Genomic DNA, 20653 nt, shown 5'->3' with positions numbered 1-20653 from the left:
GGGCCCGGCCCCGGTCGGGCCCGCGCCCCTGCAGGCTCCCCGGCCCGGGCAAGAAGCCCCGGAGCCGCCCGCCGGAAGCGCCCTCAGGCCTTCTCCGCCTCCTGCTCGCGGCCCTGCTCCTGCCCCTGCCCCGCGCCCTCGGCCCGGTTCCGCGCCTGCCTGCCGTCCAGGACGTGCAGCGCCTTGCGGGCGATCGGGTACGTCCGCACCAGGTCCGGCAGCGTCGTCGCACCCCGGGTGATGCGGGCGAACGCCCGCCACGCCGGGCGGAAGCCGGTGATCGCCGCGTGCATCAGCCCCGGCCGGGCCTCGAAGGCGGTCAGCATCCGCTTGCCGACGCTCATCTCCACGCCCAGTCCGGCCTTGACCGCGAACGCGTAGTTGAGGGCCTGGCGGCGCGCGTCCACCGCGTCCTGCGCCTCGGAGATCTTCACGGCCCACTCCCCGGCCAGCCGGCCCGAGCGCAGCGCGAAGGAGATGCCCTCACGGGTCCACGGCTCCAGCAGTCCGGCCGCGTCGCCGGCGACCAGCACCCGGCCCCGCGACAGCGGGGATTCCGGCTTGCGGCAGCGGGTCAGGTGCCCGGAGGAGACGGCGGGTTCGAAGCCGGCGAGTCCGAGACGGGCGATGAAGTCCTCCAGGTACCGCTTGGTCGCGGCCCCGTCGCCCTTCGCCGAGATGACGCCGACGGTCAGGGTGTCGCCCTTGGGGAAGACCCAGCCGTAACTGCCGGGCAGCGGACCCCAGTCGAGGAGCACCCGCCCCTTCCAGTCCTCCGCGACCGTTTGCGGAACCGGGATCTCCGCCTCCAGGCCGAGGTCCACCTGGTCCATCTCGACGCCGACGTGCGCGCCGATCCGGCTCGCGCTGCCGTCCGCGCCGACCACGGCGCGCGCCAGGACGGTCTCGCCGTCGGCGAGCACCACGGCGACCGTGCGCCGGTCGGGCACCGCCGCCCCGTGCTGCTCGACCCGCGCGACGGCCGTACCCGTACGGATCGTGGCTCCGGCCTTCTCGGCCTCGGCGACCAGTCCCGCGTCGAACTCGGGCCGGTTGACGAGCCCGAAGAGCATCTGCCGGGAACGGCGGGTCCGGGTCAGCTTCCCGTTGAGCGAGAAGGTGACCGCGTGGACGCGGTCCTGGAGGGGCAGGACGAACCCGGGCGGGAGGGCGTCGCGCGAAGGACCGATGATCCCGCCGCCGCACGTCTTGTACCGGGGCAGCGAGGCCTTCTCCAGCAGCAGTACGCGCCGCCCTGCCGTCGCCGCCGCGAACGCGGCCGAGGCGCCGGCCGGGCCGGCCCCGACCACGACCACGTCCCACACCTCACCGGTGCCCCCGGGCACCGCGGCCATCCCGTCCTCCGCCCCCTGAGCGGCCTGCCCTGCTGCTGAGTCGGGTCCCCCGACGGTGCTGTCGTCGCTGCTCACGATGTGCTGCTGCTCCTGATCATGCGGTTGCTCCGATGCAGGGAAATCCTACGGCGCGAGTCCGGCCCGTCCTGCTGTGCGAGGATCGGGGCTGTCTTTCGCCGTACCCGGCATACGCCCACCACGCGGATGCGGGCGGCGCACTCGTACCGCCGAGTACCCATACACGGCGTACGCGTACACGGCGTACACCCATACAACGTCGCACCCAAGAGGAGCGTGCCCATGTCCCAGAATCCGATCGCCGAGACCATCACCTCGCTGATGCCCCGCGCCAAGCAGGAGCTGAGCGAGCTGGTGGCCTTCCAGTCGGTGGCGGACTGGGCGCAGTTCCCGCAGAGCGAGAGCCAGGGCGCGGCCGACTGGGTGGCCGACGCGCTGCGCGCCGAAGGCTTCCAGGACGTGGCCCTCCTCGACACCCCGGACGGCACCCAGTCGGTGTACGGCTTCCTGCCCGGCCCGGAGGGTGCGCCGACCGTCCTCCTGTACGCGCACTACGACGTGCAGCCGCCGCTGGACGACGCCGCCTGGATCTCCCCCGCCTTCGAGCTGACCGAGCGCGACGGCCGCTGGTACGGGCGCGGGGCCGCGGACTGCAAGGGCGGGTTCATCATGCACCTGCTGGCGCTGCGCGCGCTGAAGGCCAACGGCGGCGTGCCGGTGAGCGTGAAGGTGATCGTCGAGGGCTCGGAGGAGCAGGGCACCGGCGGCCTCCAGCAGTACGCCGAGGCGCACCCGGAGCTGCTGACGGCGGACACGATCGTCATCGGCGACACGGGCAACTTCCGGCTCGGCCTGCCGACGGTGACGGCCACCCTGCGCGGCATGTGCCTGATCAAGGTGAAGATCGACACGCTCGGCGGCAACCTGCACTCCGGGATGTTCGGCGGCGCCGCCCCCGACGCGCTGGCCGCGCTGATCCGGCTGCTGGACTCGCTGCGCGCGGAGGACGGGTCGACGACCGTCGACGGCCTGGCCTCGGACGCCGTCTGGGAGGGCCTGCAGTACCCGGAGGCGGACTTCCGTGCGGACGCGCGCGTGCTGGACGGGGTCGGGCTGATCGGCGAGGGCACGGTCGCGGACCGGCTGTGGGCCCGCCCGGCCGTCACGGTGCTCGGCATCGACTGCCCGCCGGTCGTCGGCGCCACCCCCTCGGTGCACGCGAGCGCCGGCGCCCTGATCAGCCTGCGCGTGCCGCCGGGCGTGGACACGGCCGACGCCGTCAAGCTGCTGGAGGCGCACCTGGTGGCGCACACCCCGTGGCAGGCGCGCCTCGGACTCGAGGTCGTCGGCCAGGGCCAGCCGTTCCGGGCGGACACGGACAGCCCGGCGTACGCGTCGATGGCGGCGGCCCTGCAGGAGGCGTACCCGGGCCAGGAGATGCAGGTCAGCGGCATGGGCGGATCGATTCCGCTGTGCAACACGCTGAACTCGCTGTACCCGGAGGCCGAGATGCTGCTGATCGGGCTGAGCGAGCCCGAGGCCCAGATCCACGCGGTGAACGAGAGCGTCTCGCCGCAGGAGCTGGAGCGGCTTTCGCTCGCGGAGGCCCTGTTCCTCGTCAACTACGCGGAGTCCAAGCGCGGCTGACCTGCGCTACGGGCGAACTCCGCTCCCGGTGAAAGGCGTGCCGGGAGCGGAGCCGGCGGACGTACGTTCGGCGCATGGATCTCGTCGAAGTACTCCCGCAGCGGCTGCACATGCTCCGCTTCCCGATCGGTCAGGCGTACCTGTGGCGTGACGGTGATGCCCTGACCCTGGTCGACTCCAGCCATGCCGGGGCCGCGGCGGCGATCGAGGAGGCCGTCCGCTCCCTCGGGCTGAGCCCGGAGCGGCTGGAGCGGATCGTCCTGACCCACTGCCATCGCGACCACGTCGGTGCGGCGGAGGAGCTCGCCGGCCGCTGGGGTGCGCAGGTGGTGGCGCACCGGCTGGACGCCCCCGTGATCCGGGGCGGGGTCCCGGTGCCCGAGCCGGACCTGCTGGACTGGGAACTCCCGTTGTACGCGCACGGCCTGACGGTCCCGGAGGCACCCCCGAGCCGGGTCGACCGGGAGGTCGAGGACGGTGAGGTGCTCCCGTTCGGTGGCGGCGCGGTGGTGGTCCACGCCCCGGGTCACACGCCGGGCAGCATCGGCATCCACCTGCCGAGGCACGGGGTGCTGTTCGCGGGTGACTGCATCGCGGCGGTGGGGCAGGTGATGCTGGGTGTGTTCAACGTGGACCGCGCACAGGCCCTGGCCTCGTTCCGGCGGCTCGCGGCTCTGTCCCCGTCGGTGGCCTGCTTCGGGCACGGCGACCCGCTGACCGAGGACGCTGCGGCCGCCCTCCGCGCGGCCGCAGCCGCGGAACCGGCCCTCCCGTAGCCACGCCCCAAGGCCCCCGCCCGGCCGGGCGGGGCGCCCGACCGCGTCGCCCCGCCGACGGACACTCCCTAGGGCGTCGGGCGGCCGGCCTCCAGGTAGAGGGGGCGGCCTCGTTCCCGGGCCCGGAGGGCCCAGCGGAGGCGTTCGTAGCGGACCGGCGGGAGGAGGTGGGCCGCTTCCGCCTCCGTCACGAACCGCCATTCCCGCAGCTCCGGGCCCGGCAGCCGCAGGCGCGCCGCCGCTGCGGGCGGGAGGCGGCCCCCGTCGAACAGCAGCCGCAGGCCCCCGTACGCCGGAGGCACCGGCGGCTCCCAGTCCACGACCAGCAGCCCCGGTACGGCGTCCAGCTCCAGGCCCAGTTCCTCCGCGACCTCGCGCACCCCCGCGGCCCCCGGTGCCTCGCCCGCCTCCACGACCCCGCCCGGGAACTCCCAGCCCGGCTTGTACGTCGGATCGACCAGGAGCACCCGGTCCTCGTCGTCGAAGAGCAGCACCCCGGCCGCCACCGTCTCCCGCGTCGGCTCCGGTGTCTGCACGATGTCGCAGACCCGGGCCGCATCCGTGCGGACGGCCTCGGCTATCCGCTCGGCCGTCTCCCGCACGCTCAGGGCGCCGTTGTCGATGACGTGCGCGTCAGCCGCCAGCCAGCCTCCCAGCGCCTGCTGGTAGACGGGGATGTGGTCGTACGCCCACTGCCGCACCCGCACGTCCACGCCGGCCGGGTCCCCCGGCTCCTCACGTGTCGCGATCCGCTCGCGCAGGATCGTTTCCTCCGGGGCGAGCAGCACGTGCCGCACCGGAATCCGGCGCGCCGCCAGCCCGCCGAAGATCTCGTCCCGGTACTCCTGCCGCAGCAGCGTCATCGGCACCACCAGCACCCCGCCCAGCTCGGCGAGCATCGCGGCGGCCGTGTCCACCACCAGGCGCCGCCAGCTCGGCAGGTCCTGGTAGTCCGAGACCTCCGCGAGGCGTTTGCGCGGCAGCAGTTGGCGTAGTGAGTCCCCGACGAGCTCCGGGTCGTACAGGGTGCTGTCCGGCAGGATCCTGGTCAGTTCGCGGGCCGTGCTGGTCTTCCCGGCGCTGAATGTGCCGTTGATCCAGACAATCACGTCTACACCTCTCCCCATGGCTCGTCCGGAGCCCCCAGTGGCTTGCCCGCAACACCCTGTCACGGAAACCCGCTCCTCGGCCCAGTGCTTATCCTCAGGGTCAGAGCCCGGCCCCGCCCGTCCCGCCACCTCCGGAGGTTTCCGTCCCGTGCCGCAGACCCGCCGTCCGTCCGACCCCCGCTACGGCAACCGGCCGACCATGAAGGACGTGGCGTCCCACGCCGGCGTGGGCCTCAAGACGGTCTCGCGCGTGGTCAACGGCGAGGCGGGGGTCACGCCGGACACCGTGCGGCGGGTCCAGGAGGCCATCGAGGCGCTCGGTTTCCGCCGCAACGACAGTGCCCGCGTGTTGCGCAAGGGGCGTACGGCCACCGTGGGACTGGTTCTGGAGGACCTCGCTGACCCCTTCTACGGGCCGCTGAACCGGGCCGTGGAGGAGGTGGCCCGGGCCCACGGGGCGCTGCTCATCAACGGGTCCAGTGCCGAGGACCCCGACCGGGAGCGGGAGTTGGCGCTGGCGCTGTGCGCGCGCCGGGTGGACGGGCTGATCGTGATCCCGGCCGGGGACGACCACCGCTACCTGGAGCCGGAGATCCGGGCGGGGGTGGCCACGGTCTTCGTGGACCGCCCCGCGGGCCGGATCGACGCGGACGTCGTGCTGTCCGACAGCTTCGGCGGTGCGCGCGAAGGCGTGGCGCACCTGATCGGGGGCGGCCACCGCCGGATCGGCTTCATCGGGGACCACCCGCGCATCCACACGGCGACGGAGCGCCTGCGCGGCTACCACGCGGCGATGGCGGACGCGGGCCTGCCGGTGGCGCAGCCCTGGGTCTCCCTCGGCTCGACCTCCCCGGAGCGGGTCGGGGAGGCGGCCCGGGCGATGCTGACGGGCCCCGACGCCGTCACCGCGGTCTTCGCGGGGAACAACCGGGTGACGGTGACACTGGTACGGGTCCTGGCCGAACACCCGCGGCCGGTGGCCCTGGTCGGCTTCGACGACTTCGAGCTGGCCGATCTGCTGCGGCCCGGGGTGACGGTGGTGGCGCAGGACGCGGCGGCCCTGGGCCGGGTGGCCACGGACCGCCTGTTCCAGCGCCTCGCGGGCGCCGCCCTCGCCCCGGCCCGCATCGAACTCCCGACCCGGCTGATCCCCCGCGGCTCGGGCGAACTCCCCCCGGCCGCGTGAGGGTTCGGGTTCAGCGGATCAGCCCCCGCAGTACGGGCACGGCCCCGCCGGAGGCGGTGAGCCCCGCGAGTACGGAGAGGGCGACGGGCACACCGCCGATGAAGCTCAGCCCGCCGGCGGCGCACCCGATCAGCAGGGCGACGACGAGCACGACGGCGGTGTGCAGGGACAGGAACGGCTGGTCCGTTTCGCGTGGAGTGGTCATGGCTCGATTGCACCCCCGGCCGGGCCGCCGGCGGGCAGGTACGGAACGAACCCGGTCCGGGGTGATCGCCCCGGAAACCCGGTGAACGCCACGGGTGTTCGGCGGAACGTGGCGGCCGTTCCGAGCTGTTCCGGAAAGTTCGGGACTGTTCCGCTGGCGGCGTTCTAACCTGGGCGGCCACACATGGCCGAGGGGGGACATGGGGGACATGGAGCCGCAGCCGCACGGCACCTTCACGACCTTCGAGGAGGGGCTCGCCGCGCTCGCCGGTGACCTGACGCGATTACGGATCGGGCGGGGCCGGCCCTCGTACCGCGATCTCGAAGCCCGTGCGGCCGGTTCCGGTACCGATCTCCGGCTGCCGGTGGCCACCCAGAGCGATGTCTTCAACGGCAAGCGGCTCGTCCGGTCGGACACCTTCATGGCGCTCGTCCGGATCCTGCTGTCGTACGACGAATACGGCCGCCCGACCGCCATCCCCGCCCACACCGCGCCCGAACTCGCCGTCTGGCGGCGGCGCTGGCAGGAACTGGCCGCGCTGCAGCCTCCCCGCGCGGTCCGCCCCGAGCAGAGCGCCACCGGGCGCGGGGAACCGGTGCGGGAGGCCCCCCGGGACACGGCCGCCGGGCCCCGCGAAGCCACCGGGCGCCGTGAGTCGGCCGTGCCCCACGACCCGGCCGGACCCCACGACCCCGCCGGACCCCACGAACCCGCCGGCTCCCTCGGCACCGCCGAACGGGCCCGGGCGCCATGGCATCCCGAACCGGCGGGCGGTCCGACGGCCGCGCCGACGCCCGCGCCGGCTCCCGCGCCGCCTCCGGAGCCGTTCGCCGAGCCGTTCGCCGGGCCGCCCGCCGGACCGCTCGCCGAGCCGTTCGCCGGGCCGCCCGCCGGACCGCTCGCGGGCCGGGCCCCGTACGCCCTCCGGCACCGCCTCGTCGGGCACCTCGCCCCGGTCAGGGACCTGGCCTTCTCCCCCGACGGCCGCCTGCTGGCCTCCGCCGGCGGGGACACCGTCCAGCTGTGGGACACCGCGACGGGCGTCGGCACCATCACCCCCTTCACCGCGACGCACCCGCTCGCCTTCACCCCCGAGGGGCGGCTGCTGGCGGCGGACGCCAGAGACCCCTCCGTACTCCACCGGATCGACCCCGCGACGGGCCGCCGCGACGGGCCGCCCGTCACCGGCCACGCCTCCCCCGTCACGACCATCGCCTGCGCACCGGCGGGCGGCATGGCCGCCACCCTCGAACTCGGCGGCACCGTACGGCTCTGCGACCTGACCGTCGGCCGGCTCCCGGTCGTCGTCACGCGCGGCAGCGGCACGGACCCGGTCGGCGCCGTGGCCTTCGCCCGCGACGGCCGGCTGCTGGCCGCCGCCCGGAGTTCGCGCGTGTGGGACCTGCTCGGCGGGGGCGTCGCCGGCGCGCCCCGCACCGCGTCCACGGGCACGCCGGAGGTGATCGCCCTCTCCCCCGACGTACTCCTGCTCGCCCTCGGATACCGGGACGGCCGGACCTCCCTGTGCGAGGCGGCCGGCGGCCGCGGCGCGCTGACGCTGCGGGGCCATGCCGGCCCGGTCTGCGCCCTGGCCTTCTCGCCCGACGGCCGACTGCTCGCGACCGGCTCCGAGGACGCGACCGTACGCCTGTGGGACACGGCCTCCGGGCTGCCCGTCGGCCCGCCGCTGAGCGATCACCGCGGCCGGGTCGAGGACATCGCCTTCTCGCCGACCGGACGGCTGCTGGCCACCTCGTCCTCCGACGAGACGGTGATGGTGTACGAACGGTCCGGCACCCCCCGCACGACACCGCTCGCGGCCCAGGCCCTGGCCGTCGCCCTGCGCGGGCGGCAGCCGGTCCGGCTGCCGCCCGTACGGGCCGAGGCCGCCCTCGTCCGGGTGGCCTTCTCGCCCGACGGCCGTCTCGTCGCGGCGACCGGCAGCGAGCGGTCCGCACGGGTGTGGGACCCGGTCACCGGGCTGCCCGTCGGCCCGCCGCTGTCCGATCCCCCCGTCCTGCCCTGGTGCCTGGCGTTCTCCCCCGACGGGAGCGCGCTGGCCACGGCCTCCGCCGACCGGAGCGTGCACCTGCGCGATCCGGCGACCGGCGCGGTCCTCCGGGAGCTGCCGACCGGCCACCGCGGCCCGCTGAAACGGCTCGCGTTCTCCCCCGACGGACGGCTGCTCGCCACCGCGAGCGCGGACGGCACCGTGCACCTGTGGGATCCGGCCACCGGCAGGCACGTCCGCGGGTCCGCGGACGGTCATGCCAACGAGGTCGTCGGACTCGCCATCGCACCGGACGGACGGCGTCTGGTCACCTCCGGCGCGGACGGCCGGGTGCTGTGGTGGGATCCCGCCGTCCGGCTGCTGCCGGACGGCTTCTCGCGCGGCCACCGGGGCGGGGTGTGGTCGGCGGCCTTCTCGCCGGGCGGGGCCGTACTGGCCACGGCGGGCGCCGACGGCACCGTACGGCTGTGGAACGCGGCCGACGGGCGGCAGATCGGCAGGCCGCTGACCGGGCACATGTCGGCGGTGTACGACGTGGCGTTCTCGGCGGACGGGCGCCTGCTGGCCTCGGCCGGCGAGGACGGCGCCGTCCTGTTGTGGGACCCGGCGACCGGCCGGCCGGCCGACGGTCCGCTCTCCGGTCACGACGAGGCCGTCAACGGCGTGGCCTTCTCCCCCGACGGGAGCCTGCTCGTCACCGCGGGCCGGGACGGGATCCTGAACCGGTGGGTCGTCGGCCCGCTGTGAAAACGCCGCGAGGCCCGGCCGGGGCGTCCCCGGCCGGGCCTCCTCACCGCGCGGCGGATCAGGCGGTCGCCGTCAGCGTCGCCGAGCGGCGCGGGATCGCGAAGGCGTCCAGCTCGGCGCGGGTCAGGCCGGTCAGGGCGGTGACCTCCTCCGCACCCACCGCTCCGCAGTCCAGGCCGCGGACCAGGTAGCCGGCGAGGGCCTTGGCCGTGGCGGGCTCGTCCATCACGTCGCCCTCGATCTTCGCGACGTACGCCTTCAGCCGCGCGGCGGCCGCTTCGAGGCCCTCGCGGTAGAAGGTGAACACCGCCGCGTAGCGGGTCGGCAGGTGACCCGGGTGCATGTCCCAGCCCTGGTAGTACGCGCGGGCCAGGGCCCGGCGGGTGAGCCCGTAGTGCAGCTTCCAGGCCTCGTGGACGTGCTCGGTGCTGCCGATCGGCAGGACGTTGGTGGAGCCGTCGGAGACGCGTACGCCGGTGCCGGCGGCCGCGACCTGCATGATCGCCTTGGCGTGGTCGGCGGCCGGGTGGTCGCTCGACTGGTACGCGGCGGAGACGCCGACGCAGGCGCTGTAGTCGAAGGTGCCGTAGTGCAGGCCGGTGGCACGGCCCTTGGACGCCTCGATCATGCGGGCGACGGTGGCGGTGCCGTCGGAGGCGACGATCGACTGGCTGGTCTCGATCTGGATCTCGAAGCCGATCCGGCCCGGGCGCAGGCCGCGGGCGGTCTCGAAGGCCTCCAGCAGCTTGACGAAGGCGCTGACCTGCTCGGCGTACGTGACCTTCGGGAGGGTCAGGACCAGGCCCTCGGGCAGCCCGCCGTGCTCCAGGAGCCCGGAGAGGAAGATGTCGGTGGTGCGGATGCCGCGGTCGCGGACGTTGGACTCCATGCACTTCATGCGGATGCCCATGTACGGGGCGTTCGTGCCGTTGGAGAAGGCCTCGGAGACGAGGCGGGCGGCGCGGGCGGCCGCCTGGTCCTCCTCCTCGTCGGAGCGGACGCCGAAGCCGTCCTCGAAGTCGACGCGGAGGTCCTCGATGGGCTCGCGCAGCAGCTTGGCGCGGACACGGTCGTAGACCGGTACGGCCAGCTCGTCGGAGATGCCGAGGACCTTGGCGAAGGTGGCGGCGTCCGGGGCGTGCTCGTCGAGGGCGGCGAGGGCCTGGTCGCCCCAGGACCGGATGGTGTCGGCCGCGAAGACGTCACCGGGGACGTAGACCGTGTGGATGGGCTGGCGGGTGCCGGGGTCGCCCGGGTAGTGGCGCGCGAGCTCCGCGTCCACCGGCGCGAGGGAGGCGCTGATTCCCTCGCTGACCGCGCCTGCGAGGCTCGTCGCCACCTTCTCCTGCTGACCCATCGTGCACTCTCCTCTTTTTCCGCTTCACGGAAGCATAGATCCGCATAGCAGAATTTAATGAGGGGTTCTTGTCTAGTCAATGGTTGCAGGAAACACCTCGGGGCCGCGTGGTGAGTGTCACCACGCGGCCCCGAGTCACAGCATCGACGCAGGTCAGCCCTTGCGGGCCTTGATCTCCTCGGTCAGCTGCGGGACGACCGCGAAGAGGTCGCCGACCACGCCGTAGTCGACGAGGTCGAAGATCGGGGCCTCGGCATCCTTGTTGATGGCCACGATGGTCTTCGAGGTCTGCATGCCGGCCCGGTGCTGGATCGCGCCCGAGATGCCGGAGGCGATGTACAGCTGCGGCGAGACCGACTTGCCGGTCTGGCCGACCTGGTTGGAGTGCGGGTACCAGCCGGCGTCGACGGCGGCGCGCGAGGCGCCGACGGCGGCACCGAGGGAGTCCGCGAGGGCCTCGATGATGCCGAAGTTCTCGGCACCGTTGACGCCGCGGCCGCCGGAGACCACGATCGCGGCCTCGGTCAGCTCGGGGCGGCCGGTCGACTCGCGCGGGGTGCGGGAGACGACCTTGGTGCCGGTGGCCAGGGCACCGAAGGTGACGGCGAGCGCCTCGACGGCGCCGGCGGCCGGGGCGGCCTCGACCGGGGCCGAGTTCGGCTTGACCGTGATGACCGGGGTGCCCTTGGAGACGCGCGACTTGGTGGTGAAGGACGCGGCGAACGCGGCCTGCGTCGCGACCGGACCCTCGTCACCCGCCTCCAGGTCGACGGCGTCGGTGATGATGCCGGAGCCGATGCGGACCGCCAGGCGGGCGGCGATCTCCTTGCCCTCGGCGGAGGACGGGACGAGCACGGCGGCCGGGGAGACGGCGTCGTACGCGGCCTGGAGCGCGTCCACCTTCGGTACGACGAGGTACTCGGTGAACTCGGGGGCGTCGGCGGTCAGGACCTTGACCGCACCGTGCTCGGCGAGCACGGCGGCGGTGTCGGCCGCACCGGCGCCGAGGGCGACGGCGACGGGCTCGCCGATGCGGCGGGCCAGGGTCAGCAGCTCGAGGGTGGGCTTGCGGACGGCGCCGTCCGCGTGGTCGACGTAGACGAGGACTTCAGCCATGGGAATGCTCCTGCGAATGCGAAGTAGTCAGGGGGCGATCGAGAGGGTTTCGGCCGAAGCTCTTAGATGAACTTCTGGCCGGCCAGGAACTCGGCCAGCGCCTTGCCGCCCTCGCCCTCGTCCTTGACGATCGTGCCGGCGGTGCGGGCCGGGCGCTGGGTCGCGGAGTCGACCGCGGTCCAGGAGCCCTCGAGGCCGACCTCGTCCGACTCGATCTCCAGCTCCTCCAGGTCCCAGGACTCCACCGGCTTCTTCTTGGCGGCCATGATGCCCTTGAAGGAGGGGTAGCGGGCCTCGCCCGACTGGTCCGTCACGGAGACGAGCGCCGGGAGGGAGGCCTCCAGCTGCTCGCTCGCGGAGTCGCCGTCGCGGCGGCCCGTCACGGTGCCGTCCTCGACCTTGACCTCGGAGAGCAGGGTGACCTGCGGGACGCCCAGGCGCTCGGCCAGGATCGCCGGGAGGACGCCCATGGTGCCGTCGGTCGAGGCCATACCGGTGATGACCAGGTCGTAGCCGGCCTTCTCGATGGCCTTGGCGAGCACCAGCGAGGTGCCCATGACGTCGCTGCCGTGCAGGTCGTCGTCCTCGACGTGGATGGCCTTGTCGGCACCCATGGACAGCGCCTTGCGCAGCGCGTCCTTGGCGTCCTCGGGGCCCACCGTCAGGACGGTGATCTCGGCGTCGTCGGCGTCTTCGGCGATCTGCAGCGCCTGCTCGACGGCGTACTCGTCGAGCTCCGACAGCAGACCGTCGACGTCGTCGCGGTCGACCGTCAGGTCATCGGCGAAGTGCCGGTCGCCGGTGGCGTCGGGCACGTACTTCACACAGACAACGATCCTCAGGCTCACGCCGGCTCTCCTACCGCATCGTCTTTTTTCTGATACCGCCTTGTGCAGGCAGCATAGGCGCCTTGTCGGGCGGATCCCGGTCGGGGCGGCCCGCGCTCCGAAGGGAATGTTACTCGTCAGTACACCGTGGGTGCTCCGCGGTGGCAAGGCCGGTGAACTGTGATCTGTCCAACGCCGCCCGAACCCACCCCAGCAGGGACGATTCAGTCGCGCAGCGCGTTGAAGCGACCCTGGTGGTACAGCAGCGGCCGCCCTTCCCCGGCCGGGTCCCCGGCCACCGCCTCCGCGATGATCACCCGGTGCGCCCCGGCCGGCACGCGCGCCACCACCCGGCACACCAGCCACGCCAGTACGCCGTCCAGCACCGGAACCTCGTACGGACCCGGGGCCCAGCCGGTGCCGGGGCCGAAGCGGTCGGCTCCGCTGCGGGCGAACAGGCCCGCGAGCTCCTGCTGGTGCTCGCCGAGTATGTGGACGCCGAGGTGCTCGGAGTCGCGTATCGCCGGCCAGCTGGAGGCTCCCGTGGCGATGGTGAAGGACAGCAGTGGAGGATCGGCGGAGACCGAGTTGAGCGAGGTCGCGGTGAACCCCACGGGGCGGCCGCCCTCCTCGGCGGTGATCACGGCCACGCCCGCGGCGTGCCGGCGGAAGACGGAGCGCAGCAGGTCAGGCGAGCCGGGCAGGCCGGAGGTCGCGGTCGCGGCGGTGGAGGCGGTCGGGGCCGTCATGGTGGTGCTTCCTTCTGCCGCGGAGGCGGCGGACACGGGCGCGGTGGGATCGGTCCGATCAGGTCGATCGGGTCGCAGACCGGGGTGGTTCAGCGGCCTCGACAACGCGCGCTCGCGTGGCGGACGAGGTCCACGTGGACCCGCCCGTAAAGCAGGAGTTCATACCGCATGCCGCCAGCCTGGCGATCTCCCGTGTACACAGTCAAGCCGCATCGGGCAGATGCGAGGCGCGTCACGCTGCGTGCGGGCGCGCGCACCGGCGTGCCGGTCATATGGCGGCGCCCAGCGCGGCGATCACGTCCGCCTTGCGCGGCATCCCCGCCGCGCGCCGCACGATCCGGCCCCCGGCGTCGAGGACGAGCACGGTCGGCGTCTTCTTGATGCCCAGGGCGCGCACCAGCTCGAGACGGGCCTCAGCGTCGATCTCGATGTGCTCGACGCCCTCGACCAGTGCGGCCACGTCGGCGAGGATCCGCCGGGTGGCCCGGCAGGGCTGGCAGAACGCGCTGGAGAACTGCACCAGGCTGGCCCGGCGTCCGGGCTCCGCGCCCAGTTCGGCCGCGCCCAGCCGTGCCAGGCTCGTGGCCTGCGCGTCCTCGTCCCCGTGCACCCCTGCTCCCGTCGCCGCGGACCTCGTTGCCGCATCATTGAATTGCGTTCGTACGGTGATCCGAGCGCCCCGTCCGCGCGCCGCATTCCCGGCGTGACGAGAATCTCCTCGGGCACGGTCGTCTGGGCTGGCCAGCAGCCCGCGTATGGGGCACGATCCCCAAGGGCAGCGTACCTACGCAGCCGTAACTTCCGGCCGGGAGCACCTCCCCAGGCAGAAAGCGGGGTCTCCCCCTCATGGCTGAGCTCGTCTACCCTCCGGTGATCGGCGCCGCCCACACCCTCTTCAAGGCGCTGGACATCCGCATCGACATGAAGGGCACGGAGAACATCCCGCGCAAGGGCGGGGCGGTTCTCGTCTCCAACCACATCGGCTACCTCGACTTCATCTTCGCCGGCCTGACCGCGCGGCCGCAGAAGCGCCTGGTCCGCTTCATGGCGAAGGAGTCGGTCTTCCGCCACAAGGTGTCCGGCCCCCTGATGCGGGCGATGAAGCACATCCCGGTCGACCGCACGCAGGGTGAGACGGCCTACCAGCACGCTCTCGACTCGCTGCGGTCCGGCGAGATCATCGGCGTGTTCCCGGAGGCGACGATCTCCCAGTCCTTCACCCTCAAGAGCTTCAAGTCGGGCGCCGCGCGCATGGCCCAGGAGGCCGGCGTCCCGCTGATCCCGGTGGCGCTGTGGGGCACCCAGCGGCTGTGGACCAAGGGCCGCCCGAAGAACCTCAAGCGCAGCCACATCCCCGTGACGATGCGGGTCGGCGAGCCCATCGAGGCACCCTCCGACCAGTACGCCGGGGCCATCACCCGCCGCCTGCGCGAGCGGGTGCAGGAGCTGCTGGACGCCGCGCAGAGCGCCTACCCGGGCAAGCCCAAGGGCCCCGAGGACACCTGGTGGCTGCCGGCGCACCTGGGCGGCACCGCGCCGACCGCCGCCCAGGTCAAGGAAGCGGGCTGACCGCACACCACCGGACCGGGTGATCCTGCGGCCCCGCTGTTCACGGCGGGGCCGCGCTCACGCGCCGGCGGCTCGCGACCTAGGGGGTGTCGTCAAAGTCCCTTCTGGCCGGCGGGGTCCGGCACGCGCGCTCGCCGCGTTGTCGTCGGTCGACGACGCGAGCGTCGCCTCTCTCCTCCGCCTTGCGATCACACGCACCAGACCCCGCCGGCCCCGCCCTCACGGGCGGACGAAGCTACTTCGACGACACCCCCTAGTTGGGGTTCTCGGCGTGGGTCAGCGTCTCCCACGCCTCGAAGTGGTTCTCGGTGCCCGCCGGGCGCCGCCCCTCGGTCAGTTTGCGGGTGTTCTCCATGCTGACGCCCAGGCGCGTGTGCAGGGCGTTGTAGCCGACCTCGGTGGCCGGGCCGATCCCCTTCGCCACGCTCCCGCCGCACAGCCAGGACGGCACCTTCGCGCCGAGCTCGTACTGGGCGTGGAAGCCGAGCGCGTACCGGAACCGGTCCTTGAACTGCGGGTACAGGTCGCGCCCCTGGATCCGCGAGGTCTCGGCCACGTGCATGGTCGCGGCGATCGCCATGCCGGTGTGGCCGAAGTCCCTGCAGGTCTCCTGGGCCAGGCCGTCCACGAAGGTGCTCTGGCCGTGCCAGTAGTCGATCAGCTCGCTCCTGGTGTCGATGGTCGAGCGCGGCGGGTACGCGGGCTGCGCCCCGTCGGAGGCCAGGTAGAAGTACGCCGGGACCCGGCCCAGGTAGATCGCCATCGCCTTGTCGTAGCTCGCCCGGTCGTCGAGGTGGACCGAGATGCCGATGGCGGCGTCCATCATGATCAGTTCCCAGTTGCCGTTGCTGTTCGGCTTCCCGCCCACGACCTCGGGCAGGTAGACGTCGCGCAGCATGGTGGCGAAGCGCCCCTGGTTCGGCCAGCCGCCCGTGTACGTGTGCTTGATGATCTCGGCGGCGCGCGGCCAGGTGGAGCCCGCCCAGCCGCTCTGCAGCGGGGCGTTGCTGTTGGTGTGGTCCTTGATCTTCGCGGACCAGGCGTCCATCAGCTCGATCGACTTCTTCGCGTACGTGGCGTCCCGGGTGACGTACCAGGCGAGGGCGTCGGTGTACGCGGCGATGGCGTCCTCGCGCTCCTCGGAACAGCCGTTGTCCGGGTTCGAGTACGAGCCGCACTCCACGACGGCGCGCGGCCGCGGCGTACGCGACTGCGAGCCGTACGGGCTCGCGAGCATGGCGTCGAAGGCCGACTTCCACGGCTGCTCGCCGGCCTGCACCTTCGTACGTACGAAGTCCAACTGGGCGCGGCTGTTGAGGACTCCGGGGTGGGCGAACTGCGCGGGGGCGGCCGGGGCGGGGGCGGGAGCCGGCGCGGGGCCCGCCCGGGCGGTGGGGGTGAGGGTCAGGGCCGCGGCCAGGCCCAGGGCGAGGGCGGCCAGTCCGGCGGGAACTCCGTGGCGCATGGAGCACCTTCCGTTCGGGGGTGGGGGGAACGGGGGATGTTCTGACGCCGAAAGTACCCATGCGCATGCCAAGTTGACAACGTTATCCGACAGGAAACTTTCCTATCTCCACAGGTCGGCTGCTCCACCGGCCGACCGCTCCACCGGCCCGACCGCCCGCACTCGGGGCCCGGTTGCTCACACCGGCCCGGCCGCCTCCGCGCGCTTGCGCCTGCGGTGCGCGGCGACCCGCGCACGCGTGGCGCAGGTGGCGCGGCAGTAGCGGCGGGCACTGCCCGGCCCGGCGCCGAGGAAGAACCGCCCGCAGCCCTCGGCGGCGCAGGCACCCCACGCGATCCGCCCGTACTCGGTGAGCAGCCGGGAGAGCTCCAGGGCCCCGGAGGCCAGGAACCACTCGCCCCAACCGGCCCGCTCCCCCCGGTCCACGTGCAGGTGCCAGGCGTGGCCGTCGTGCCGGGTCAGGCGGGGCCGGGTGCCGTACTGCGCGAACAGTGCGTTGAGCGCCTGCGCCGCGCGGTCCTCGTCGCTCTCGGCGAGGACCTCTCCCATCCGCCGGGCGGCGGCGCGCAGTTCGGCCGCCGCCTCCTCGGTGAAGGCCTCCTCGGTGAGGTCGGCGGGGCGCTCCCCGTGCCGCGCGAGGAGCTCCGCGAGTCCGTCGCGCGGGAGTTCGGGGTCCGTACGGACGGCCTCGGCGAGGTCGACCAGCCGCCGGCCCGCCGAGAACCCCTGCGTGGAATCCGTCATCCTCGGATCCTTTCGCCCTACACCCGTGTCGCGTAACGTCTTGTGCCGATATCACGTTACACATCGCGGGGGGTCCGGGGGATGCACGCGTTCGGGCGGTATCTGGCCGCCGCGCTGGCCGCGCGGTTCGCCTCCGAGGGCACGAGCCTCGCGGTGGTCCTGCTCGCGCTGGAGCGCACCGGGAGCGCCGCGCACGGGGCCTTCGTCCTGACCGCCTGGCTGGCGCCGCACGTACTCGCGGCTCCGCTCGCCGGCGCCGTCGCGGCGCGGACCCGGCGGCCTAGGCTGCTGCACGTGGGCGCGCTGGCCGGGTTCGGCTGTGCGGTGGCGGCGCTGTCCGTACTGCTGGGCCGGGCCCCGGCGCCGCTGGTGCTCGCGGTGGCGCTGCTGGGCGGCAGCTGCGGGCCGATGGTGACGGGCGGGATGTCCAGCCTGGTCGCCGGACTGGTCCCGGCGGGGGCGGCGCGGGACCGGGCGTACGCCTGGGACGCGTCCACCTACAACGCCGCGGCGGTCACCGCTCCGGCCGTGGTGGGCCTGACCGCCGCGCTGGGCTCGGCCGCGCCCGCGATGGCGGCGCTGGCACTGGCCGGCGCGCTGGCGGCCGCACTCGCCGCGACCCTCCCGTACGGGGCACCGCGGCCGGACCCGGCCGCGCCCGGCACCGCCCCGGCCGGTCTGGGTGCCGGGCTGGCGGCCCTGTGGCGGATCCGGGAGCTGCGGGCGATCACCTCGGCCACGACGCTGGCCTTCGTCGGGATCGGCACGCTCACCACCACCTCGGTGCTGCTGGCCTCCAGGCTCGGCAGTCCCGGAGCCGGGGGCGTGCTGATGACGGCCTTCGCGGTGGGTGCGCTGGCCGGCTCCCTGACGCTGGGCCGGATCACGGCCGTGGAGCCGGGGCTGCTGGCGCGATGGGCCATGGCAGGCACCGGGGCCGCCTTGGCGGCGGCCGCGTTCGCCCCGTCCGTCGCCGTCGCGGCGGTGCTGTTCACCGCCGCCGGCGTGTGCGACGGGCCGCTGCTGACGGCCACCCTCCGGATCCGCTCCGAGTACGCCCCCGACGCCGTACGGACCCAGGTGTTCACGCTCGGGGCGGGCCTCAAGCTGACCGCCGCTTCGCTCGGCGCCGCCCTCGTGGGCCTCGCCGCGGCCGCGCCGCCGCGGGCGCTGCTGGGCGGCATCTCCGTACTGGTCCTGGCGGCGGCCCTGCTGCACGCGCTGGTGGCGCGGCGGGCTCCGGCACCGGCCGGTGCGGCGGCTACAGGGCCGTCGGGAGGTTCCGCCACAGCTCCGGCCGGTCGGCGGAGTCCCGGAGCGCCTTGATCGCGGCCGGGTGCGGGGCGGCGTACAGCTCGGGATAGTCGACCTCACCGAGCTCGGGCCGTACGGGGAAGGCGAGTCGCTCGGCGTCGAGCGCGAACCGGGCATCCACGCCGGGCTTGTTGCCCCGCGGGTCCTGGCGGGCCCAGCCCTCGGCCCCCGGCAGCCGCAGGGCGATCAGCCCGTGCACGGTGGGGTTCGAGCCGTCGTCGTCGGCGAGCCGCTGGTAGCAGAGGCCGGCCGGGATGTCCCGGGCCCGCAACAGGGCTACCAGCGTGTGGGACTTGGCGTAGCAGATGCCGTTGCGGGTGCGCAGCACGTCCGAGGCGCGCCAGGAGACGCGAGGGTCCCCCGAGTCGGCGGAGTGCGGGATGGTGTCACGGACGAACTCGAAGGCGACCTTGGCGTATGAGTATGCGTCGCCGGTGGCGGTCCAGAGGACGTCGGCGGTCTCCCGTACGAGCGGGTGGTCGTGATCTATGACCTCATCGGCCGCCAGATAGGCGTGAATTTCCGGGTTCTGCGGGATCAGCTGCATGGCCCGGAGCATAGGCATACCCCCGACCGCGAATCAATGAAATTGCGGTCGGGGGTATATCTATTCAGATCTTCAGCGGGACAGCTCTTCCTTCAGCGCCTGGAGGAAGCCGTCCACGTCTTCCTCCTGGGTGTCGAAGCCGCACATCCAGCGCACGTGGCCGGCCGCCTCGTCCCAGAAGTAGAAGCGGTAGCGCTGCTGCAGCCGCCGCGTCACCTCTTGCGGCAGCTTCGCGAACACCGCGTTGGCCTGCACCGGGTAGAGGATCTCCACGCCGTCGGTCTCGCGCACGCCCGCCGCCAGCCGCTGCGCCATCGCGTTGGCGTGCTGCGCGTTGCGCAGCCACAGGTCCTTGGCGAGCAGCGCCTCCAGCTGCACCGACACGAACCGCATCTTGGACGCGAGCTGCATCGACATCTTGCGGATGTGCTTCATCTGCCGGACCGCGTCCGGGTTGACGACCACCACGGCCTCGCCGAACATCATGCCGTTCTTGGTGCCGCCGTAGGACAGCACGTCCACGCCCACCGTGTTGGTGAACGTGCGCATCGGCACGTCGAGCGAGGCCGCGGCGTTGGCTATGCGGGCCCCGTCGAGGTGGACCTTCATGCCGTGGGCGTGCGCGTGCTCGCAGATCGCCCGGATCTCGTCCGGCGTGTAGACCGTGCCGAGCTCGGTGTTCTGGGTGATCGAGACGACCTGCGGCATCGCCCGGTGCTCGTCCTCCCAGCCCCAGGCCTGCCGGTCGATGAGCTCGGGGGTGAGCTTGCCGTCCGGGGTCGGGACGGTGAGCAGCTTGAGCCCGGCCATCCGCTCCGGGGCGCCGCCCTCGTCGACGTTGATGTGCGCCGTCTCCGCGCAGATCACCGCACCCCAGCGGTCCGTCAGGGCCTGGAGGGCCGTGACGTTCGCGCCGGTGCCGTTGAAGACCGGGAAGGCCTCCGCGTACGGGCCGAAGTGGCTGCGGATGATCTTCTGCAGGTGCTCGGTGTACTCGTCCTCGCCGTAGGCGACCTGGTGGCCGCCGTTGGCCAGGGCGAGGGCCTCCAGGATCTCCGGATGGACCCCCGCGTAGTTGTCGCTCGCGAATCCGCGAACCGCCGGATCGTGGTGGCGGCGGGCATCGGTTTTCACGGTTGCGGAGTGAGCCACAGACGCTGTCCGTTCACATCGATGGCGGGCCGCTCCCAGACGCCGGCGATGGCCTCGGCCAGCTCCTTGACGTCGGTGAAGCCCGCGAACTTCGCATTGGGGCGCTCGGCGCGCATGGCGTCGTGCACCAGTGCCTTGATCACCAGGATCGCAGCCGCGGCGCCCGGGCCTTCCTCGCCCCCCGCCTTGCGGAAGGAGTCGGCGAGGGCCAGCGTCCAGGCCTCGGCGGCCGCCTTGCCGGCGTTGTACGCGGCGTTGTTGGCGACCGGCTTGTGCGCGCCGGACTGGCTGATCAGGACGTAGCGGCCGCGGTCGCTGCGCAGCAGCCCGTCGTGGAAGGCGAGCGAGGTGTGCTGGACGGTGCGGATCAGGAGCTTCTCCAGGAAGTCCCAGTCCGCGAGGTCCACGTCGGTGAAGGTCTTGCTCCCGCGCCAGCCGCCGACGAGGTGGACGACCCCGTCGATCCGGCCGAACTCCTTCTCCGTGCGGTCGGCCCAGGCCTTGGTGGCCTCGAGGTCGAGCAGGTCGACGGTGTCACCGGTGACGGTGGCGCCGCCGTGGGCGTAGCGGGCCGCGTCCACCGACTCGGCGAGGCGCGTCGCGTCGGCGTCGGCCGCGACGACCACGGCACCGGCCTCGGCGAGGCGGAGCAGGGCGGCGCGCCCGGCGGGGCCGCCGGCCCCGGCGACCGCCACCACGGCACCGTGGAGCTTGCCGTTCCCGGACTTCCCAGCGCTGTTCATCTGTGCAGCCTCCTGT

The 20653-nt window shown here is 73.4% G+C and carries 19 protein-coding genes; 6 read left to right on the top strand and 13 right to left on the bottom strand.

Features of this window, described 5'->3' with window-relative positions:
* Nucleotides 1-83: 83 nt before the first annotated feature.
* The gene (locus ACFYZS_RS27375) at nt 84-1355 is read right to left on the bottom strand and encodes a geranylgeranyl reductase family protein (protein ID WP_389017925.1); all 1272 of its coding nucleotides are present in this window, start codon (nt 1353-1355) and stop codon (nt 84-86) included.
* Nucleotides 1356-1655: 300 nt separating this feature from the next.
* Between ACFYZS_RS27375 and ACFYZS_RS27370 the strand changes: the two genes are divergently transcribed.
* Entirely contained in the window at nt 1656-3020 is a 1365-nt protein-coding gene (locus ACFYZS_RS27370) for a dipeptidase (RefSeq protein ID WP_389017824.1), read from the top strand.
* A 74-nt stretch (nt 3021-3094) separates the two neighbouring features.
* Nucleotides 3095-3796 (top strand): MBL fold metallo-hydrolase, encoded by a 702-nt coding sequence (locus tag ACFYZS_RS27365; RefSeq protein ID WP_389017821.1) that lies wholly within the window; start codon nt 3095-3097, stop codon nt 3794-3796.
* 68 nt (nt 3797-3864) lie between these two features.
* Here the strand turns inward: ACFYZS_RS27365 and ACFYZS_RS27360 are convergent, their stop codons facing one another.
* Entirely contained in the window at nt 3865-4905 is a 1041-nt protein-coding gene (locus ACFYZS_RS27360; RefSeq protein ID WP_389017818.1) for an NUDIX domain-containing protein, read from the bottom strand.
* Nucleotides 4906-5053: 148 nt separating this feature from the next.
* Here ACFYZS_RS27360 and ACFYZS_RS27355 point away from each other — a divergent pair, with 148 nt between their 5' ends.
* Nucleotides 5054-6091 carry a LacI family DNA-binding transcriptional regulator gene (locus ACFYZS_RS27355; protein ID WP_389017815.1) on the top strand — a complete coding sequence of 346 codons (1038 nt, stop codon included), beginning with the start codon at nt 5054-5056 and terminating at the stop codon, nt 6089-6091.
* Nucleotides 6092-6101: 10 nt separating this feature from the next.
* Here ACFYZS_RS27355 and ACFYZS_RS27350 read toward each other — a convergent pair whose 3' ends face one another.
* Entirely contained in the window at nt 6102-6296 is a 195-nt protein-coding gene (locus ACFYZS_RS27350) for a hypothetical protein (RefSeq protein WP_389017812.1), read from the bottom strand.
* 199 nt (nt 6297-6495) lie between these two features.
* On the opposite strand from ACFYZS_RS27350, the gene ACFYZS_RS27345 reads away from it, so the two are divergent.
* Nucleotides 6496-9054 (top strand): hypothetical protein, encoded by a 2559-nt coding sequence (locus tag ACFYZS_RS27345; RefSeq protein WP_389017809.1) that lies wholly within the window; start codon nt 6496-6498, stop codon nt 9052-9054.
* 58 nt (nt 9055-9112) lie between these two features.
* On the opposite strand, the gene ACFYZS_RS27340 is transcribed toward ACFYZS_RS27345, so the two are convergent.
* The 5 genes from ACFYZS_RS27340 to ACFYZS_RS27320 all read right to left on the bottom strand — a co-directional run bounded on the left by ACFYZS_RS27340 (nt 9113) and on the right by ACFYZS_RS27320 (nt 13713).
* A complete protein-coding gene (locus ACFYZS_RS27340) occupies nt 9113-10411 on the bottom strand; it encodes a DUF6986 family protein (protein ID WP_389017806.1) in 1299 nt (432 codons plus the stop codon).
* Between the two features lie 153 nt (nt 10412-10564).
* Nucleotides 10565-11527: an electron transfer flavoprotein subunit alpha/FixB family protein gene (locus ACFYZS_RS27335; protein ID WP_099894061.1), complete on the bottom strand. Its 963-nt coding sequence runs from the start codon at nt 11525-11527 to the stop codon at nt 10565-10567.
* 62 nt (nt 11528-11589) lie between these two features.
* Nucleotides 11590-12375 carry an electron transfer flavoprotein subunit beta/FixA family protein gene (locus ACFYZS_RS27330; RefSeq protein ID WP_030161916.1) on the bottom strand — a complete coding sequence of 262 codons (786 nt, stop codon included), beginning with the start codon at nt 12373-12375 and terminating at the stop codon, nt 11590-11592.
* A 203-nt stretch (nt 12376-12578) separates the two neighbouring features.
* Nucleotides 12579-13103, bottom strand: a complete 525-nt coding sequence (locus ACFYZS_RS27325; protein WP_389017802.1) for a flavin reductase family protein — start codon at nt 13101-13103, stop codon at nt 12579-12581.
* 268 nt (nt 13104-13371) lie between these two features.
* Complete coding sequence (locus ACFYZS_RS27320) at nt 13372-13713, bottom strand: thioredoxin family protein (protein WP_389017800.1); 342 nt, start codon at nt 13711-13713, stop codon at nt 13372-13374.
* 236 nt (nt 13714-13949) lie between these two features.
* Between ACFYZS_RS27320 and ACFYZS_RS27315 the strand changes: the two genes are divergently transcribed.
* Nucleotides 13950-14672 carry a lysophospholipid acyltransferase family protein gene (locus tag ACFYZS_RS27315; RefSeq protein WP_389017798.1) on the top strand — a complete coding sequence of 241 codons (723 nt, stop codon included), beginning with the start codon at nt 13950-13952 and terminating at the stop codon, nt 14670-14672.
* 253 nt (nt 14673-14925) lie between these two features.
* Here ACFYZS_RS27315 and ACFYZS_RS27310 read toward each other — a convergent pair whose 3' ends face one another.
* Nucleotides 14926-16137, bottom strand: a complete 1212-nt coding sequence (locus ACFYZS_RS27310) for an alginate lyase family protein (protein WP_389017796.1) — start codon at nt 16135-16137, stop codon at nt 14926-14928.
* A gap of 177 nt (nt 16138-16314) precedes the next feature.
* A complete protein-coding gene (locus ACFYZS_RS27305; protein WP_389017793.1) occupies nt 16315-16881 on the bottom strand; it encodes a CGNR zinc finger domain-containing protein in 567 nt (188 codons plus the stop codon).
* Nucleotides 16882-16962: 81 nt separating this feature from the next.
* Here ACFYZS_RS27305 and ACFYZS_RS27300 point away from each other — a divergent pair, with 81 nt between their 5' ends.
* Nucleotides 16963-18207 (top strand): MFS transporter, encoded by a 1245-nt coding sequence (locus tag ACFYZS_RS27300; RefSeq protein ID WP_389017790.1) that lies wholly within the window; start codon nt 16963-16965, stop codon nt 18205-18207.
* Here the strand turns inward: ACFYZS_RS27300 and ACFYZS_RS27295 are convergent.
* The 3 genes from ACFYZS_RS27295 to ACFYZS_RS27285 all read right to left on the bottom strand — a co-directional run bounded on the left by ACFYZS_RS27295 (nt 18143) and on the right by ACFYZS_RS27285 (nt 20637).
* On the bottom strand, nt 18143-18742 hold the full coding sequence (locus ACFYZS_RS27295) for a transglutaminase family protein (RefSeq protein ID WP_389017787.1): 600 nt from the start codon (nt 18740-18742) through the stop codon (nt 18143-18145). The genes ACFYZS_RS27300 and ACFYZS_RS27295 overlap by 65 nt on opposite strands.
* Nucleotides 18743-18814: 72 nt before the next feature.
* Nucleotides 18815-19876 (bottom strand): threonine aldolase family protein, encoded by a 1062-nt coding sequence (locus ACFYZS_RS27290; RefSeq protein ID WP_389017784.1) that lies wholly within the window; start codon nt 19874-19876, stop codon nt 18815-18817.
* Nucleotides 19873-20637 carry an SDR family NAD(P)-dependent oxidoreductase gene (locus ACFYZS_RS27285; protein WP_389017781.1) on the bottom strand — a complete coding sequence of 255 codons (765 nt, stop codon included), beginning with the start codon at nt 20635-20637 and terminating at the stop codon, nt 19873-19875. The genes ACFYZS_RS27290 and ACFYZS_RS27285 overlap by 4 nt, the downstream gene beginning before the upstream one ends.
* Nucleotides 20638-20653 lie beyond the last annotated feature (16 nt).

Origin of the sequence: Streptomyces sp. NPDC001903 (assembly GCF_042891345.1) — a bacterium.
In the GTDB taxonomy this organism is placed as follows: domain Bacteria; phylum Actinomycetota; class Actinomycetes; order Streptomycetales; family Streptomycetaceae; genus Streptomyces.
This window is presented reverse-complemented; position numbering and strand designations above follow the sequence as displayed.